Here is a 15,521-nt window from a genome sequence, read left to right as displayed (position 1 = left end):
TGCGCCGGTTTCCTGTCGCCAATTGATGCGCTATGCAGCGCAGGAGCCAGCAAGATACGCAACAGCGGCAAGCCAGTGCGGAGGGGTTGATGAGCGATATCAAACGCGAAAGCATGGAATTCGACGTGGTCATCGTCGGTGCCGGTCCGGCCGGCCTTGCCGCGGCCATCCGCCTCAAGCAGGTCAATCCCGAGCTTTCCGTCGTCGTGCTGGAAAAGGGCGGCGAGGTCGGCGCTCATATTCTCTCCGGCGCCGTCGTCGACCCGATCGGCATCGACCGGTTGCTGCCCGGTTGGCGCGAGGAGGAGGGCCATCCTTTCAAGACGCCGGTCACGGCGGATCATTTCCTGGTCCTCGGCCCCGCCGGCTCGTTCCGCCTGCCCAACATTCTGATGCCGCCGCTGATGAACAATCACGGCAATTACATCGTCTCGCTCGGCAATGTCTGCCGCTGGCTGGCCACCAAGGCCGAGGCGCTTGGCGTCGAAATCTATCCGGGCTTTGCCGCCGCAGGCCTGCTCTACAATGAAGAAGGCGCCGTCACCGGCGTCGTCACCGGCGATATGGGCGTCGAGAAGGACGGCACGCACGGCCCGGGCTTCGCGCCGGGCATGGCGCTGATGGGCAAATATGTGCTGATCGGCGAAGGCGCGCGCGGCTCGCTCGCCAAGCAGCTGATCGCCAAATACAAGCTTTCCGATGGCCGCGAGCCTGGCAAATACGGCATCGGCCTGAAAGAACTCTGGCAGGTCAAGCCGGAGAACCACCGGCCGGGTCTGGTGCAGCATTCCTTCGGCTGGCCGCTCGACATGAAGACCGGCGGCGGCTCGTTCCTCTACCATCTCGAAGACAACCAGGTGGCGGTCGGCTTCGTTCTCCACCTCAACTACAAGAATCCCTGGCTGTCGCCCTTCGAGGAATTCCAACGCTTCAAGACCCATCCGGCGATCCGCGGCACCTTCGAAGGCGCCAAGCGCCTGGGTTATGGCGCCCGCGCCATCACCGAGGGAGGCTGGCAGTCGGTGCCGAAATTGTCCTTCCCTGGCGGCGCGCTGATGGGCTGCGCGGCGGGCTTCGTCAACGTGCCGCGCATCAAGGGTTCGCACAATGCGGTGCTCTCCGGCATGCTGGCGGCCGAACATGTCGCCGAAGCGATCGGCGCTGGCCGCGCCAATGACGAGCTTTCCTCCTACGAGGCGGCCTGGCGCGCGACCGACATCGGCAAGGATTTGAAGAAGGTGCGCAACGTCAAGCCGTTGTGGTCGCGCTTCGGCACCATCGTCGGCGTCGGCCTCGGCGGCCTCGATATGTGGCTGAACACGCTGTTCGGCGTCTCGCCCTTCGGCACACTGAAGCACGGCAAGGCCGACTATGCGGCGCTCGAGCCAGCTGCCAAGCACCAAAAGATAGCCTATCCGAAGCCCGATGGTGTGCTGACCTTCGACCGCCTGTCCTCGGTGTTCCTGTCCAACACCAACCATGAGGAAAACGAGCCGGTCCATCTGCTGGTCGGCGACATGGCCTTGCAGCAGCGCTCCGAGCACGATGTCTTCGCCGGACCTTCGACACGCTATTGCCCGGCTGGCGTCTATGAATGGGTCGACAAGGACGGCAACGCCGCCGCTGATCCGGCGGCGAAGGATGTGCGCTTCGTCATCAACGCGCAGAACTGCGTCCACTGCAAGACCTGCGACATCAAGGACCCAAACCAGAACATCAACTGGGTGCCGCCGCAGGGCGGCGAAGGTCCGGTCTACCAGGGCATGTGACCTCGCGCGGCCGGGCGGTTCAGGTCTCTGCAGTAAAAATGCAGGTGAGGGCTGGCCGTGAGGTCACGCAGGCCGGTAGAACCGTTGAAACGGCCACCGGTCTATGGTTCCTATCTCCAGGGATAAGGAGAAGGCCATGCGCCGGACGGTTCTGACATGCCTCGTCGCCATCGGGGCGCTGTGTGCGCCAGAGGCTTTGGCCGGCACCAGGGCTGTCGTCCAGACTCGGACCTACGACATTACGGGAAGCTCGGGCGCCGCCCTCGTCGACGCGATGGATAGCAAAGGCCCCAGGCACGGCTTCATGACGCATGCCATCGCCACCACGGCCTATACCGTCGATTGGAACCTCAACGCCACTGAAGGCGACGGCTTCTGCCGGATGCGGCGGATCAATGGCACGCTCAACCTTTTCTACACCTTCCCTCGCCTTGCTTCGCCCGCGACGCCGGAGCTGAAGAGGCGCTGGGTCAGGTTTTTCGCCGGTGTTCGCGCCCATGAGGAAACACACGGGCGCATCGCCAGGGAGATGATGCGCGCTACGGAAAGGTCGATAACCGGCCTGCGGATCGCCAACGACCCGTCTTGCTACAAGACGCGCCGCGAAGCGCAGCTTCGCATCCGGGCTATCTATGCCGAATATGAGGGCAAACAAAACGCCTTCGATCGGCGCGAGCACAGCAACGGCGGCCATGTCGAGCATCTGATCGCTGCCTTGATCAAAAAGCCATGAACGAGTGATCCGCTGGCGCGCGGGCTTCGCTCAGCCGTGAGGCTTGGCTGACAAGTCGCTCGCCGCGAGCGCTGTGGCGTGGTCATTCTCAGGCTGCTTGTCGTCAGGGCGAAGCGTGAACTCGACCAGCACCGGCAGATGGTCTGAGCCGGTATCCTCCAGCCGCGTCGAAGACAGGATTGTCAGCCCGCCCTTGCTGAACACCTGGTCGATCGGCAGGCCTGCATAGCGGCGCAGCAAGTCGGGCAGTGTCCGGTGGATCCAGGTCGGGCCGGCCGAAGGCATAAGTGTCAGCCCGCCGAGCGTCGCGACCCGCCGCACCGCAGCACTCCACGGCACGGCGTTGCAATCGCCGGCCATGATCGCGGTCTCGCCAAGTCCGGCCAATGTTTGCGCCAGTTCGCCGATCTGCCAGTATTGCTCCTTTGGCCACGGCCAGCTCAGATGGATCGCGGCGACATCGACGCCGATCCCGCCGAAGTCGACGGTCGCGGTCGCCATCGCGCCACGCGGTTCGCAGCGCGGTGTCGTGCCGGCCAAAAAGGGCCGGCGCGACAGCAGCGCCACCCCGAACATGCCGTTCGGATAAGGGCACAGGATACGGTAAGGGTAGGCGCTGGTGATGGTGCCAAGCTCGGTCGTCCACATGCCAGACACTTCGTCGAGGGTGATCACGTCCGGGTTGGTGCGGCCGATCAGGGAGAGCACTTTCTTCGGTGTCGGGTTGTTGAAGCGCAGGTTCATCTGCAGCAGGCTGTAGACAGCCTGATCTGCGGGCTTGGCAACCGCCGGCTGCGGCCAAAGCCTCGGCAGGGCGCTTGCCGTCGTGGCCAGGCAGGCGATGGCAAAGACCAGCCCCGCTGCCGCCTGCAGCCGAAACGAACTGGCGAGCAGCGGCAGTGCCAGAAGCGTCATGAGCACGCTGAAGTGCATGCGGAAATGCGAGAAGGAATCGAACGCCGGATGCAGCGTGCCGAAGAACCCGGCCAACAGCGCCGCCGACAGTGCCGTCATCGCCAGGAATGCCAACCCAGCCGTCATATTCAAGCGCGCGCCTGTCATCATTGAGGTCGTGTCTGCCGAATGCCGCCTGACGATCCGTTCGACCTGCTTATCGGCCAAAATGCGGCCTGAGCAAGACGACGATTTGCCTCGCCGAGGCTTGGCGAGCGCCTACTGGAACGCTGTCTCCGAAAAGCTCCGGAGCTTGCGCGAATGCAGCCGCTCCATCGGCATCTCGGCCAGCTTCTCCATCGCCCTGATGCCGATGGTCAGGTGCTGCGCCACCTGCCGCTTGTAGAACTCGGTCGCCATGCCAGGCAGTTTCAACTCGCCATGCAGTGGCTTGTCGGAAACGCACAGCAGCGTGCCGTAGGGCACGCGGAAGCGGAAGCCATTGGCGGCGATCGTCGCCGATTCCATGTCGAGCGCGATGGCGCGGGACTGCGACAGGCGCTGAACCGGTCCGCGCTGGTCGCGCAGTTCCCAGTTGCGGTTGTCGATGGTGGCGACCGTGCCGGTACGCATGATGCGCTTCAGATCGTAGCCGGACAGGCCGGTGACTTCGGCAACCGCTTCCTGCAGCGCGACCTGGATCTCGGCCAGCGGCGGGATCGGCACCCAGACCGGAAGGTCGTCGTCCAGCACGTGGTCTTCGCGCACATAGGCATGCGCCAGCACATAATCGCCGAGCGCCTGGGTGTTGCGCAGCCCGGCGCAATGGCCAAGCATCACCCAGGCATGCGGCCTCAGCACGGCGATATGGTCGGTGATCGTCTTGGCGTTGGAAGGGCCAACACCGATGTTGACCATGGTGATGCCGCCATGGTTCGGCTTTTTCAGGTGATAGGCCGGCATCTGCGGCAGACGCTGCGGTCCGACGCCTTCGCTGGGCGTGCTCTGTCCGGCCTTGGTCACGACATTGCCCGGCTCGACGAATTCCGCATAACCGCCGCCGCCCTTCTCCATCAGGTCGCGGGCGCGGGCGACGAACTCGTCGATGTAGAACTGGTAGTTGGTGAACAGCACGAAGTTCTGGAAATGCTGCGGGCTGGTGGCAGTATAATGGGTCATGCGGTGCAGCGAATAGTCGATGCGCTGTGCCGTGAACGGCGCCAGCGGCCTTGGTTCGCCGAAGGCCACTTCGAACGTGCCATTGGCGATCTGGTCGTCGGTGCCGTCGAGATCCGGCACGTCGAACAGGTCGCGGATCGGCCGCTTGATGCGCTCGGCGGCGGCGCCGTCGACGTAAGCTCCCTCCAGGAAGGCGAAATGCAGCGGAATGGGCGTGGTCGACTCCGAAACCGTGACCGCGACACCGTGGTTGCGCATGATCAGGCGCAGCTGTTCGATCAGGTACCGCTCGAACAGCCGCGGCTGCGTGATCGTGGTGGCGAAATGGCCGGGCGTCGGCATATGGCCATAGGCCTGGCGCGAGTCGACCTGGGTGAACGAACTCGTGGTGACGCCGATCTCGGGATAGAAGGCGCGGTAGCGTTTGCTGCTGTCGCCGCCGGCGGCAAGCGCCCCAAAGGAGTCACGCAGGAATTTGGTGTTGCGGTCGTAAAGCAGCTGCAGCGCCGCAACGGCTTTTTTGGCGCTGTTAAAGCTTTGCCGGCCAAAAGGCTCCGGCATGACGACTGATTCGATGGCTTGGGGATAGATTCGCTTTTCCATGTCTCAATATAGAGAGTTGGACGAGCGGTTGGGAGGGGTGTCGCAGTCGAAGGCGCCCAAAGCGCCATTTTTCTTTATCCGCGCTGCAGGCTGACCAGAAGAACGAAACCCACGCCTGAATTCCTCAGGGCCGGCGCCTCGATCGTCGAGCCGGCGTCGGCGCGCATCATCGGTACGGCCAGAACCGGCGCTGAAAGAGCCACCAGGACGAGCGCAGCCCGCGGCAGGAGCCGAAGGGTCTGGAGGGTATTGGCGGCGATACGGTTCATGGCTTTTGCTTTTCTCTTTGGATCTGTGTCTTTGTCGCTTCAGCGGCGAAAATGGTTCACGCAATCGAATTGGCAGGAACTGGCTTGGTCCCAGGAGCGGGGGGAACGGCCCGCTTCAGCGACGAGGATGGCGAAGAACATTCCAAACAGGCTCATCAGCAGGCAGACGATGGTGAAGCGGCGAGCAAGCATTGGGTCGTGTCTCCTTCAACACGCGAGAGAATGCCGCAACGCCTCTGAACCGGCTCTGATGCCGGCGTTCATCTGGGGTTCAAATTGATTGACGGGATCTGACCGGGTCGCCGCGAGCCTGGACGGCCTCAGCCAGCGGGGCGAGAGCACCAGGGCTCGACGTGCCGCTGAAACGAAACGGGGCCCGCTGGGCCCCGTCGTCAGGTCACAAGCATATGGTCGATCAGAGCTTGTGCCAGGTCTGGCTCTTGCAGATCAGTCCGCCGAGCACGCAACCGCTCATCTTGAGCGAGGTGCCCGCCAATGTCGCCTTGCCGGAATAGGTCTTGTCGTTCGCCGGATCGGTGATGCTGCCGGCATATTTGTTGTCGCCGGTCGCCTTCAGCGAGCCGATGGTCTTGCCGGCATATTTTCCCGATTTGAGCGTGATGGAAAACGAGTCGCTGCCTGAAATGGCGGCGGTGTCGCCGGCTTGCGTCTTCCAGTTGCCCTCGATCGGATCGGCCCATGCCGCACCCGCCATGATCAATGTGGCTGCAAGAGCCAGGCTCACTTTTCGAAACATGTCTTGCTCCCTTTGGATAGCCGGCCGAATTCTCCGCCTCGCCGGTCTGCCGCTTACGCAAACGTAAGCTAATCCAGCTCCCGGCAAAACAAAAGTCGTGCCGCAACGGAAGACTTTGGGATTTTGAAAGCGCCCGAATCCGCCTTGTCGACAAGGAAATGAAAACGACCGGTGCATCGTGTTTGTTCCCCGTGGTTAGCGGAGTGTTGATTCCGCCCGCGAAAATTTTCGTCAAATTTGGCGCAAATCGGCTGAATTGCTGGCTTCGTATCCTTAACGAATTTCGGCGTTTACCTCTTGTTTTAGCTTTGTTTTCTTCAAATTAAGCACGCCATTTAACGACGGATTCAAGCCTCGCCGGCATTCTCGAAAGCATCGAAAGAGCGGCCCGGACAAGACAAACGGAGGCAGCTCTCGGGAGCCAGACAGGGGACTAAAATGGCACGTTTTGAAATGCTTGAAGCAGGTTTCGGCGCCATGGGGGCAACTGCCCAGGCCGACATTCTTTTCGAACTGGGCATGATGTATGCGACCGGCCGCGACTGCGAGACCGACGTGGTCGCCGCCCACAAATGGTTCAACATCGCCGCCATCAAGGGTTCGGCCCGCGCCGCGGAACTGCGCTCGGAACTGTCGGCGGCCATGTCGAAGGTCGAGATCGCCAAGGCGCTGCGCGAAGCCCGCGAATGGATGACCATGCACTAAAGTTCCGGCAGACGGGGACGCTCCGGCCACGACTGCTCGAAGACGGTCGGGCCAAACCGGGATAAGGCTGCGCAGACAGCCGGGCCACAGGCCATCAACGACAAGAATGCGGCAGCCGGAAAGGCCAAGCCGTACGACGGACGATGATCCCGAGAATCGGAATCATCGTCAGCAGGGAAGACAGGGAAGGCGACGTTGGGGTTCGTAGCGCGGGGGCGCTGGGGAAACAGCCCGACAGGCAAAAAAGCCACGACCAGCCGGAACAAGGCTGGCGTGGCTTTTTGCTTGAATGGCGCCTCGCAGGCCCAATCGAGCGGTGCCGATGCGCCTAGACAGGCCCAATGAAGGATGAAATTGTCCCGCCTCTCTGGAAGAAGCGCGGCCGGGCGGCCGCGCGTGAGTGGAGGAGTTCTATTGCTATGAAAAAAATCAGTATTTTGAGCGCGGCCATTTTCGGCCTGATGATGAGTGCGCCGGTCGCATTCGCCGACGACATCACCGTTTCGGTGGTCGGCCCGATGACCGGACAGCTCGCCACCATCGGCGATCAGTTCAAGCAGGGCGCGCAGGCCGCCGCCGATGCCATCAACGCCGCGGGCGGTGTCAACGGCTCGATGATCAAGCTCGACATCGAGGACGACCAGTGCGACCCCAAACAGGCCGTGTCGGTCGCCGACCGCATCGTCGCCAACGGCGTCAAGTTCATCGACGGTCATGCCTGCTCGGGCTCGAGCATTCCGGCCTCGGCGGTCTATGCCGAAGCCGGTTCGCTGATGATGAGCCCGGCGTCCTCGAACCCGGTGCTGACCGACGCGGCCGCCAAGGCCGGCTGGCCGACCATCATGCGCCTCTATACGCGTGACGACGCGCAGGGCGCCTTTATCGGCCCGTGGATCGCCAAGAAGTATGCCGGCAAGAACGTCGTCATCCTGCACGACAAGAGCGCCTACGGTCAGGGCGTCGCTGATGCCGTCAGGGCAACCATGAACACTGGTGGCCTCAAGGAAGTCTACTATGACGCCATCAATCCCGGCGAGAAGGACTATTCGGCGCTCGTCACCAAGCTGAAGGATCTCAAGGCCGACGTCGTCTATTTCGGCGGCTACCATCCTGAGGCCGGCCTGATCCTGCGTCAGTCGGCCGAACAGAACCTGAAGTTCCAGCTGATCATGCCGGACTCGATCGCTTCGCCGGAATTCTGGCAGGTTGCTGGCCCGGCCGGCGAAGGCACCATGTTCGTCTTCCCGTCGGACCCGCAGGCAAAGCCGGAAGCCAAGGCCGCCGTCGAGAAGATCAAGGCTGGCGGCTTCGTGCCGGAAGGCTTCACGCTGTTCTCCTATGCCGTGGTCCAGGCTTTCGCTGAAGGCATCAAGCGCGCCGGCAGCGACGATCCGGCCAAGGTTGCCGAAGCGTTGAAAAACGGCACGCCGATCAGCACTGTGGTCGGCGACGTCACCTTCGACGAAAAGGGTGACCTCAAGAATGCCAGCTACGACATCAACCAGTGGCATGACGGCAAATACGCGCCGATCGCGCAGTAATCGCCGACATCATCTAGCGGCATTGCAGCGCCGCGCGTTCTTCTGGACGCGCGGCGCTCTGATGCAGCGGCCTAATAGGTCACGGTAACGACAACGGTATCGGTATAGACGCCGGCCGAAGGTGTCATTTGCGCGGGAACACGGCCGTAGATGGTGAGATTTTGCGCCGCACCGCTGCCGCTTCCCGCAACCGTACTGCCTGGCGTCGCTGCGTCGCCCCACACCTGGCTGCGTGCGTTATCCTTGTAGAGGCCGTAGGTTACGGTTTCCACACCCTTGGACATCTTGCGCGCGGTTGGGGCCGAACCAGTCGTTCCGTTGCTGAGCGACACTGTATAGGGCGTGCCCGGGGTGCAGGTGATGGAAACCCCGCCAGTCGCATCGACATTGGCGCCCAGAATGCCGTTTGATCCGAAATCGATGTTCTGGATTGCCAGCAGACAATTGGCCGGAACGATCGCGTTGATCGTGAATGTGGGTCTGTCGACGGAGCCTGCACTGGTGCTGCAATCGTTGCTGAGAGTGGCTCGATAGCGGAACTCGACGTGGCTCCCGGAAAATGTGGAGAGATAGGTCGACGGCACCGCGGTCGCCTGTCCACCCGATACCGCGCCATAGATCGTCTGGCTGGCCGAACCGCTGCCGAGCGCGTTCAGCGTCAGCGCAAAGCCCGGCGCCGTCGGCGGATACGGCCACGCATAGGAGCCCCACACCACCGAGCGCGCGGAATCCGAATAGAGCTGGTAGTCGAGATGATTGGCGCCGCTCAGCATTTGACGAGCAGAAGCCGTCGCGCCGCCGCTGCCCGTACCCAGATTTGGACAGATGAGGATGCGCTGCAACAACAATCCGGAGCAGTTTACGCTGAGCGTGGCTGTTGAATTGGTCGGTGAACCGGAAAGCGTGTCGACCGATCCGAAATTCATCGCCGATACGCCAAAGCTGCAGCTTTGGGCCCAGCCAACGGTCGGCAAGAGCAGGGCGGCCAACAGCATAGCGAAACGCAGCATTGTTCGTCCTCGCCTCAAGAACAGATGACCTGCTTTATGACCACCTGTTGGCCGGGTACCGCTCGATAGGCGAATTCAGCTCGACACGAGCTGCCATCCGGCAATTCAATGGCCACGGCATTTTGTCGGTGGAGGGTGCGGATATAGGCCTCGCCGTCATAGCCGATCACGAATTCCTCGTCGGCGCCCTCGACACGGCCCTTGGCGCCAACGGCGATCGGCGTGCCTTTGCTGTCGACCAGGGAGACAAGCGCCGCATTGGCAGCCTTTGAGACGCCGAAATCCAGGACGACGCCACTTCGACCAGCCGGCACGACGATTTTGCGTGTCTCCGGCACATCGGCATCGACCGGCAAGTTCCTTGGATCAATGGAAATGGTATTGTCTTCGTAGGAGTTCAGATCGGGAACCAGGATCTTTCCCTGCCGGTTGCTGACGCCGACCCGCCTGTTCTGGTGCTGGACTTCCACGCCAGCAACACCGACATCGACAACCGCGAACGCGTCGTTGATGTGGTTGGTGGCAAAACGCCGCCGCCGGCGACGGCGATTGCCCCATCGACCTCTGCGGTTCCGCGAACGCTCTTGTCGAATTGCTGGATGCCGGCCTCTACGCGCGCCCATGGTGAACGGTAGCTGACGGCCGCAGACCGGTTGGGTGTGCCGCCCTCGGACGTCCTGGCACGCCAGCCGATGCTGCCGTTCTCCAGCCGTTCGGACTTGGCGATGTCGGCGACCACCGACACGCCGTCGGGGCCGCCTGCGACCCCGGTCGAGGCGGTGACATCACGGCCGAGCGGCACGGAGATGCCCGCAAACACGCCAAAGCTGTTTTTGTCGTCAAGGTCGGTGAAGGCGGTGGCATAGAAGCTGCTGTCCTTGAACACTGTCTGGCTGTACGAAACGCCGACGATCTGGCTGCTCTCTCCATCGGCGCTCTTAAGGTGCGCGTAGGAGAGGTTGAGGTTTGAAAAATCAAGCGGCATCGGCACGCTCAGCGTTACCTGGTCGAGCGCGCGAGGAACGCCGGCTGTGAAGATCGGGAACTCGTTCGGACCCGGTACAGCATTGATTTCGGCGGTGACCGATGCAATGTCCTCGTAGTCCCCAACGCGCGCTGCATGCGGCCATAGAGCGACCACCCATCGTAGCTCAGCTCAAGCGAGGCGTTGATGAGCGCGCCCGTCTGGCCATTGTGACGACTGCCGGCCGCAGCAATGGAGGCTGCGCCGAAATAGCTGAGCGGAAAGGCTATGCCGGCGCCGCCATTCACAAGATCTTCGCCGCCTTCGACGTGGCCTTCCAGTGTCAACCGGTTGGTCAGCCCATAGCGCGCGCTTGCCGAGCCATAGATGCCGCCGTCATAATCATACGATTCGACACCGAAATTGCGCCGCGGAGAGCCGACCTCGGCGGAGAAGTCGAGCAGGCCCCGTTTCAGAAGCATGCTGGAATTGTAGAATGGCAACGTCACGGTGGTTTCGCGGCCGAGGCTGTCGCGCAGCACAATTTGGGCTTGGCCAGCTCCGGTGAATATTGGCAGGTTTGTCACCTGAAACGGCCCGGCCGGGACGTCGCTGGTATAGGTCCGCACATTCTGCGTATAGACTTCGAGCGTGGAGGGGACAGCAGCTGTTCCCGAGAAGCTCGGAAGCGGCAAGGTGACGAGATCGGAACGCAAGGAAAAATTGCGCTGGACCTGAAAGCCGCCGAGATACACCGGCCTTGTCCATGCCAGCCCACCCGAGACGAAGTCACCCGCCTTGTAGGTCAGCAACCGCTCGGGATCGGAATAACTCCAGGTCGTGTTCAGCCGGGTGAAGCCGTCAAGTTCGCCGTCTGACAGGCTAACGATAAAGCCTTGGCTCAACGTTCCATAAGGGCTGAAAAGCCGCGCATCGAAACCGCCTGAGACGCCACTAAAGAGCTGCAAGGTAGGATCCTTCAGATCGTTGATGCTGGCGAACAGGGAGTAGTTCAGCACGCCGCCAAAGCCGGATTGCGGCTCGAGCCTGTCCTGCTTACCCCGCGGAGCGATGTCGATGACGTGGGCGGAGCGTGCCGCATTGGTGGCCGTCACATAGAGACGTTGGGTCGCTTCATCGATACGATAGGAGACGTCAGGGAGCCGATCGACCCGCACTAGGTGATCGGCACCCATCGCACTTTCGACAGGTTGCAGCCCAACCTGCTGCAATTCGTCTGGCGTAGAAGCCAGGCCGCCATCCGACAGCTGCCTGAAAGCGCCGATCAACCCGGTCGAGACATCGTTGACGAAGACTTCCAGATACAGATCGCGGCCGTCGGCTGGAGCCGCCGCGGAGCCTGTTGCCGCGGGGGTCGGCAACACATCTTGTGCTTTGACCTGCATGGTGGAAAATGCGGCCACGACAGCGGCGATCGCGACCCTACTGGCCCTTGATCGAAACGTTGGCATCGAACGGTCCAAAATCGCTCTGGGCCGACAGCGAAACCGCTCCGCCCGAAAGCGTCTTCCCCGCGATCGGCCATTGCATGGTCGCACCGCCGAGCACATAGCCGACAAGACCGTTGCGGTTGCCGAGTTTTCGCCCGCTCTGCGTCAGCGTCAAATCGGACAATCTCAAGCGACTTTCGCCGGTGTTTTTTGCTGTCAGGAGCAGCCCGCGCCCCTTGCCGGAGAGGCTCCAGGAAACATTTGGAGCAGCCGCGTCGGGATTGCGAAAGAACACCGGAACCGAATAGCGCAGGACCAGACTGACGGTACCGGCCCTCTTTCTCGACGGATCAGGAAGTTCGTCGATGATCACACGATAGCTTTCCTCGCCTGCAACGGCTGATTTCGATGCCCGCACAACCCGCACCAGATAGTCGGCGCCGGGGCCAAGCTTCGCAGCCGGGGGACTGGCAACAACATCACTGGTCGGCTCGAGCCGTTCGATGCCGCCCTCTTGAGTCCAGCGAAACACTCTTATCTGTACGTTGATGGGCCGTTTCGCCTCGTTGCGCAGGGTCAAGACCGCCGCGCTGTCCGGCGCGATCATCTCGATGCTGGTCGGCGCCACCCGAAGCGACGCTGCTTGCGCCAAACCGGCCGCGAGGAGCAAAAGCGCGATCGCGCTAATGCTTTTGAGCATGGAACGCATGGCGTCCTCCGTGTTTGAAAGCAGCTTAGTAGGTGACGGTGATCGCAACCGTGTCTGTGTAGACACCCGCACCAGGCGTTGTTTGCGGCGGCACGCGGCCATAAACCGTAAGTGGTTGCGCGGCGCCATTACCGGTGCCTGCCACCGTGTCGGTGCCTATGGTGGTGCCCCATAGCTGGGCTCGCGCCACGTCGCGATAAAGCGAGTAGTTGACGACCGCGGCGGCTGGGCCGGTCATCTTGCGGACGGCGATCGTTGCCCAGCGCCGACACCGGCGCTCAGGCCGACATTGTAGGGCGTACTGTTGGTGCATTGCACCGAAATGGTGCTGGTCTGGTCGACATTGGCGTCAATGACACCATTCGTGCCGAAATCCATATCGGTCGCGGTCTGAACCTTGCACTCCGCCTGAATGGTGATCCGGACTGTCATATTGCCGGTGGCGGTCGCTCCTTGTACGGGACTGAACCACTGCAGTGTCAACGCGGTGGTCAAAGCGAGCGCTTTGATGGAAGTCTTCATGGGTTTTCCTCGAAAAGGCGCGCGTAACGAAATCCGCCCGATCCCGTTAGCGCAAACCCATCATTTGCAGATATCAAACCCAGAGTAGGTATAGGCTATAAATAAAACTAAAGCAAATTTCAGGCCAGCGGATTGTAAAACGGTCTTTAAGTAAAATATTATATATCCGTTTTTCTACCTGATTGACCCTGAATAAGCCAAGAGAGAGATTGACAATATCGGCATATAAAAAGGGGTTGCGTTTTATATTTTATCACGATTGAGCGCTGCCGGCGGCCATCTCGTCGCGGCCGCTTTCATTTTGGCATGGCGCTTCCAATGCGCCTTGGGATGTCGCGATAGATCATTTCCGAAAACCGGATCCAGTTTTCGGGATCGAGCTCTACGTGTTCTGCTCCTCGACGAACCGCACCAGCACCGTCCCGTCGGTGACCTGTGCACCTTCCGTGGCGACCTCGGCAACCACCCCGTCATGCGGGGCGGCGATGGTGTGTTCCATCTTCATCGCCTCGAGGATCAGCAAAGGTTGTCCCTTGATCACCGCGTCGCCCTTCGCCACGCGCACCAGCTTGACCAGGCCCGGCATCGGTGCGCGCAGGCTGCCGGAGGCGGCCGCCGCGTCGTCGCTCCTGGCCAAGGGATCCGGCACTGCGAATGTATAGCCGACGGCGCCTTCGAACACCGTGACGTGGCCTGGCCAGCGGGCGAGGCGAGGAACGGCGCGAAAATCATGTGCATTGGCGCTGTCATAGGGCGCGCCGAGCGCCACCTGGAAGCGCCCGTCCGGCCGCACCGACACCTTTGCCAGTATATCGGCCTCGCCGAACTTCAGCCGCGTGCGCCGCGCCACGCCGTGGAAATGCGCGTAGCCGGAAAGCGAAGACCATGGCTCGTTCGATGGCGGCAAAGCTTCCGCACCGGAGGCGGCAAGGGCGGCTGCCGCGACGATTTCGCCGGTCGGCGGTGCGAACTCGGTCAGGGCTGCCTGATGTCTGCCGATCAGGCCTGTGTCGACGTCACCAGCGCAAAAGTCCGGATCGCCGGCGAGGGCTGCAAGAAAGGCGGTGTTGACGGTGGAGCCGGCGATCTCGGTCTGCGACAGCGCCGCGCCGAGGGCCTCTAGAGCGGTTTGCCGGTCCTTTGCATGGACGACCAGCTTGGCGATCATCGGATCGTAATAGGGCGAGATGGCATCGCCGGCCCGTACACCGGTTTCGATGCGCATCGCGGCACCATCGGGTGCAGCCTCCGGAAACTTCAAATGGTGCAGCGTGCCCGTTGCCGGCAGGAACCCTTTTGCCGCGTCCTCCGCATAGATGCGCGCCTCGAAGGCATGGCCGGCAAGCACGATCTCGGTCTGCGTCTTCGGCAGCTTTTCGCCGCTGGCGACCCGCAGCTGCCATTCGACCAGATCGGTGCCGGTGACCATTTCGGTGACGGGATGCTCGACCTGCAGGCGCGTGTTCATTTCCATGAACCAGAAGCGGTCGGCCTGGAGGCCTTGCGAGGCATCGACGATGAATTCGATGGTGCCCGCGCCGGAATAGTTGATCGCCTTGGCGGCCTTCACCGCCGCTTCCGTCATCGCCTTGCGCAAAGCCGGCGTCATACCGGGGGCGGGCGCTTCCTCGATCACCTTCTGGTGGCGGCGCTGCGCCGAGCAGTCGCGTTCGAAGAGATGCACGGCATTGCCGAAATTGTCGCCGAACACCTGCACTTCGATGTGCCGGGGCTTGTCGACATATTTTTCGACCAGCACGCGGTCGTCGCCGAACGCGGCTTTCGCTTCGCGCCGGGCGCTAGACAGCGCCTCGGAGAAATCATCGGGATGCTCGACGCGCCGCATGCCCTTGCCGCCGCCGCCGGCGCGCGCCTTGATCAATACGGGATAACCGATTTCGCGTGCCTTGGACGCAAGCAGCACGATCTCCTGCGCCTCGCCATGATAGCCCGGCACCACCGGCACGCCGGCCTTTTCCATCAGCCGCTTGGCGGCGTCCTTGAGTCCCATGGCACGGATCGAGGCCGCCGACGGGCCGATGAAGGTGAGTCCCGCTGCCACCACCTGGTCGACGAAATCAGGATTTTCGGACAGGAAGCCGTAACCGGGATGGATGGCCCGCGCCCCCGTCGAAAGCGCCGCTGCGACAATCTTGTCGCCGCGCAGATAGCTCTCGCCGACAGGCGAGGGGCCAATATGAACAGCCTCGTCGGCCATTTCGACATGCAGCGATTTCGCGTCGGCATCCGAATAGACGGCGACGGTGCGCACACCAAGCTTGCGGGCCGTGCGGATCACACGACACGCGATCTCGCCCCGATTGGCGATCAGGATTTTGCTGAACATGGAGCCTCCATAGCCAGGGCTTGCTGAAAGCGATGCAGGCGTTCCTTCGCGCCCCCCTCTGTCCTGCC

The 15,521-nt window shown here is 62.1% G+C and carries 12 protein-coding genes and 2 pseudogenes; 4 read left to right on the top strand and 10 right to left on the bottom strand.

Annotated features, from left to right (window positions below; all coding sequences use genetic code 11):
* Positions 1-89 precede the first annotated feature (89 nt).
* Entirely contained in the window at positions 90-1,769 is a 1,680-nt protein-coding gene (locus AC0V8S_RS28815) for an electron transfer flavoprotein-ubiquinone oxidoreductase (RefSeq protein WP_475434834.1), read from the top strand.
* 136 nt (positions 1,770-1,905) lie between these two features.
* Entirely contained in the window at positions 1,906-2,502 is a 597-nt protein-coding gene (locus AC0V8S_RS28810; RefSeq protein ID WP_475434833.1) for a DUF922 domain-containing Zn-dependent protease, read from the top strand.
* Between the two features lie 30 nt (positions 2,503-2,532).
* Here the strand turns inward: AC0V8S_RS28810 and AC0V8S_RS28805 are convergent, their stop codons facing one another.
* The 5 genes from AC0V8S_RS28805 to AC0V8S_RS28785 form a co-directional block, all read right to left on the bottom strand.
* Positions 2,533-3,543: an endonuclease/exonuclease/phosphatase family protein gene (locus tag AC0V8S_RS28805; protein WP_475438714.1), complete on the bottom strand. Its 1,011-nt coding sequence runs from the start codon at positions 3,541-3,543 to the stop codon at positions 2,533-2,535.
* A 132-nt stretch (positions 3,544-3,675) separates the two neighbouring features.
* On the bottom strand, positions 3,676-5,136 hold the full coding sequence (locus AC0V8S_RS28800; protein WP_475434831.1) for an AMP nucleosidase: 1,461 nt from the start codon (positions 5,134-5,136) through the stop codon (positions 3,676-3,678).
* Between the two features lie 116 nt (positions 5,137-5,252).
* Complete coding sequence (locus AC0V8S_RS28795; protein WP_095203188.1) at positions 5,253-5,447, bottom strand: hypothetical protein; 195 nt, start codon at positions 5,445-5,447, stop codon at positions 5,253-5,255.
* Between the two features lie 39 nt (positions 5,448-5,486).
* Positions 5,487-5,639, bottom strand: coding sequence for a hypothetical protein (locus AC0V8S_RS28790; RefSeq protein WP_179298143.1), 153 nt, complete (start codon positions 5,637-5,639; stop codon positions 5,487-5,489).
* A 223-nt stretch (positions 5,640-5,862) separates the two neighbouring features.
* The gene (locus AC0V8S_RS28785) at positions 5,863-6,204 is read right to left on the bottom strand and encodes a DUF2147 domain-containing protein (RefSeq protein ID WP_475434828.1); all 342 of its coding nucleotides are present in this window, start codon (positions 6,202-6,204) and stop codon (positions 5,863-5,865) included.
* Between the two features lie 438 nt (positions 6,205-6,642).
* Here AC0V8S_RS28785 and AC0V8S_RS28780 point away from each other — a divergent pair, with 438 nt between their 5' ends.
* Together AC0V8S_RS28780 and AC0V8S_RS28775 are read left to right on the top strand one after the other, a co-directional pair.
* Positions 6,643-6,909 carry an SEL1-like repeat protein gene (locus AC0V8S_RS28780; RefSeq protein WP_010915070.1) on the top strand — a complete coding sequence of 89 codons (267 nt, stop codon included), beginning with the start codon at positions 6,643-6,645 and terminating at the stop codon, positions 6,907-6,909.
* 419 nt (positions 6,910-7,328) lie between these two features.
* Positions 7,329-8,450, top strand: a complete 1,122-nt coding sequence (locus tag AC0V8S_RS28775; RefSeq protein WP_475434824.1) for a branched-chain amino acid ABC transporter substrate-binding protein — start codon at positions 7,329-7,331, stop codon at positions 8,448-8,450.
* A 71-nt stretch (positions 8,451-8,521) separates the two neighbouring features.
* Here AC0V8S_RS28775 and AC0V8S_RS28770 read toward each other — a convergent pair whose 3' ends face one another.
* The 5 genes and pseudogenes from AC0V8S_RS28770 to AC0V8S_RS28750 all read right to left on the bottom strand — a co-directional run bounded on the left by AC0V8S_RS28770 (position 8,522) and on the right by AC0V8S_RS28750 (position 15,453).
* The gene (locus tag AC0V8S_RS28770; protein WP_475434822.1) at positions 8,522-9,460 is read right to left on the bottom strand and encodes a Csu type fimbrial protein; all 939 of its coding nucleotides are present in this window, start codon (positions 9,458-9,460) and stop codon (positions 8,522-8,524) included.
* A gap of 14 nt (positions 9,461-9,474) precedes the next feature.
* Positions 9,475-11,896: pseudogene (locus AC0V8S_RS28765) on the bottom strand (fimbria/pilus outer membrane usher protein).
* Positions 11,868-12,584 (bottom strand): fimbrial biogenesis chaperone, encoded by a 717-nt coding sequence (locus AC0V8S_RS28760; RefSeq protein ID WP_183457763.1) that lies wholly within the window; start codon positions 12,582-12,584, stop codon positions 11,868-11,870. Before AC0V8S_RS28760 ends, AC0V8S_RS28765 begins: the two are co-directional and overlap by 29 nt.
* Positions 12,585-12,609: 25 nt before the next feature.
* Positions 12,610-13,106: pseudogene (locus tag AC0V8S_RS28755) on the bottom strand (Csu type fimbrial protein).
* A 382-nt stretch (positions 13,107-13,488) separates the two neighbouring features.
* Positions 13,489-15,453, bottom strand: coding sequence for an acetyl/propionyl/methylcrotonyl-CoA carboxylase subunit alpha (locus AC0V8S_RS28750; RefSeq protein WP_475434820.1), 1,965 nt, complete (start codon positions 15,451-15,453; stop codon positions 13,489-13,491).
* Positions 15,454-15,521 lie beyond the last annotated feature (68 nt).

The organism is Mesorhizobium oxytropidicola (assembly GCF_056174625.1).
This window is presented reverse-complemented; position numbering and strand designations above follow the sequence as displayed.

Bases quoted from the DNA above. Each gene is read 5' to 3' on its own strand.
- AC0V8S_RS28815 (WP_475434834.1), top strand. From the start codon at position 90: ATGAGCGATATCAAACGCGAAAGCATGGAATTCGACGTGGTCATCGTC.
- AC0V8S_RS28810 (WP_475434833.1), top strand. From the start codon at position 1,906: ATGCGCCGGACGGTTCTGACATGCCTCGTCGCCATCGGGGCGCTGTGT.
- AC0V8S_RS28805 (WP_475438714.1), bottom strand. From the start codon at position 3,543: ATGACGGCTGGGTTGGCATTCCTGGCGATGACGGCACTGTCGGCGGCG.
- AC0V8S_RS28800 (WP_475434831.1), bottom strand. From the start codon at position 5,136: ATGCCGGAGCCTTTTGGCCGGCAAAGCTTTAACAGCGCCAAAAAAGCC.
- AC0V8S_RS28795 (WP_095203188.1), bottom strand. From the start codon at position 5,447: ATGAACCGTATCGCCGCCAATACCCTCCAGACCCTTCGGCTCCTGCCG.
- AC0V8S_RS28790 (WP_179298143.1), bottom strand. From the start codon at position 5,639: ATGCTTGCTCGCCGCTTCACCATCGTCTGCCTGCTGATGAGCCTGTTT.
- AC0V8S_RS28785 (WP_475434828.1), bottom strand. From the start codon at position 6,204: ATGTTTCGAAAAGTGAGCCTGGCTCTTGCAGCCACATTGATCATGGCG.
- AC0V8S_RS28780 (WP_010915070.1), top strand. From the start codon at position 6,643: ATGGCACGTTTTGAAATGCTTGAAGCAGGTTTCGGCGCCATGGGGGCA.
- AC0V8S_RS28775 (WP_475434824.1), top strand. From the start codon at position 7,329: ATGAAAAAAATCAGTATTTTGAGCGCGGCCATTTTCGGCCTGATGATG.
- AC0V8S_RS28770 (WP_475434822.1), bottom strand. From the start codon at position 9,460: ATGCTGCGTTTCGCTATGCTGTTGGCCGCCCTGCTCTTGCCGACCGTT.
- AC0V8S_RS28760 (WP_183457763.1), bottom strand. From the start codon at position 12,584: ATGCGTTCCATGCTCAAAAGCATTAGCGCGATCGCGCTTTTGCTCCTC.
- AC0V8S_RS28750 (WP_475434820.1), bottom strand. From the start codon at position 15,453: ATGTTCAGCAAAATCCTGATCGCCAATCGGGGCGAGATCGCGTGTCGT.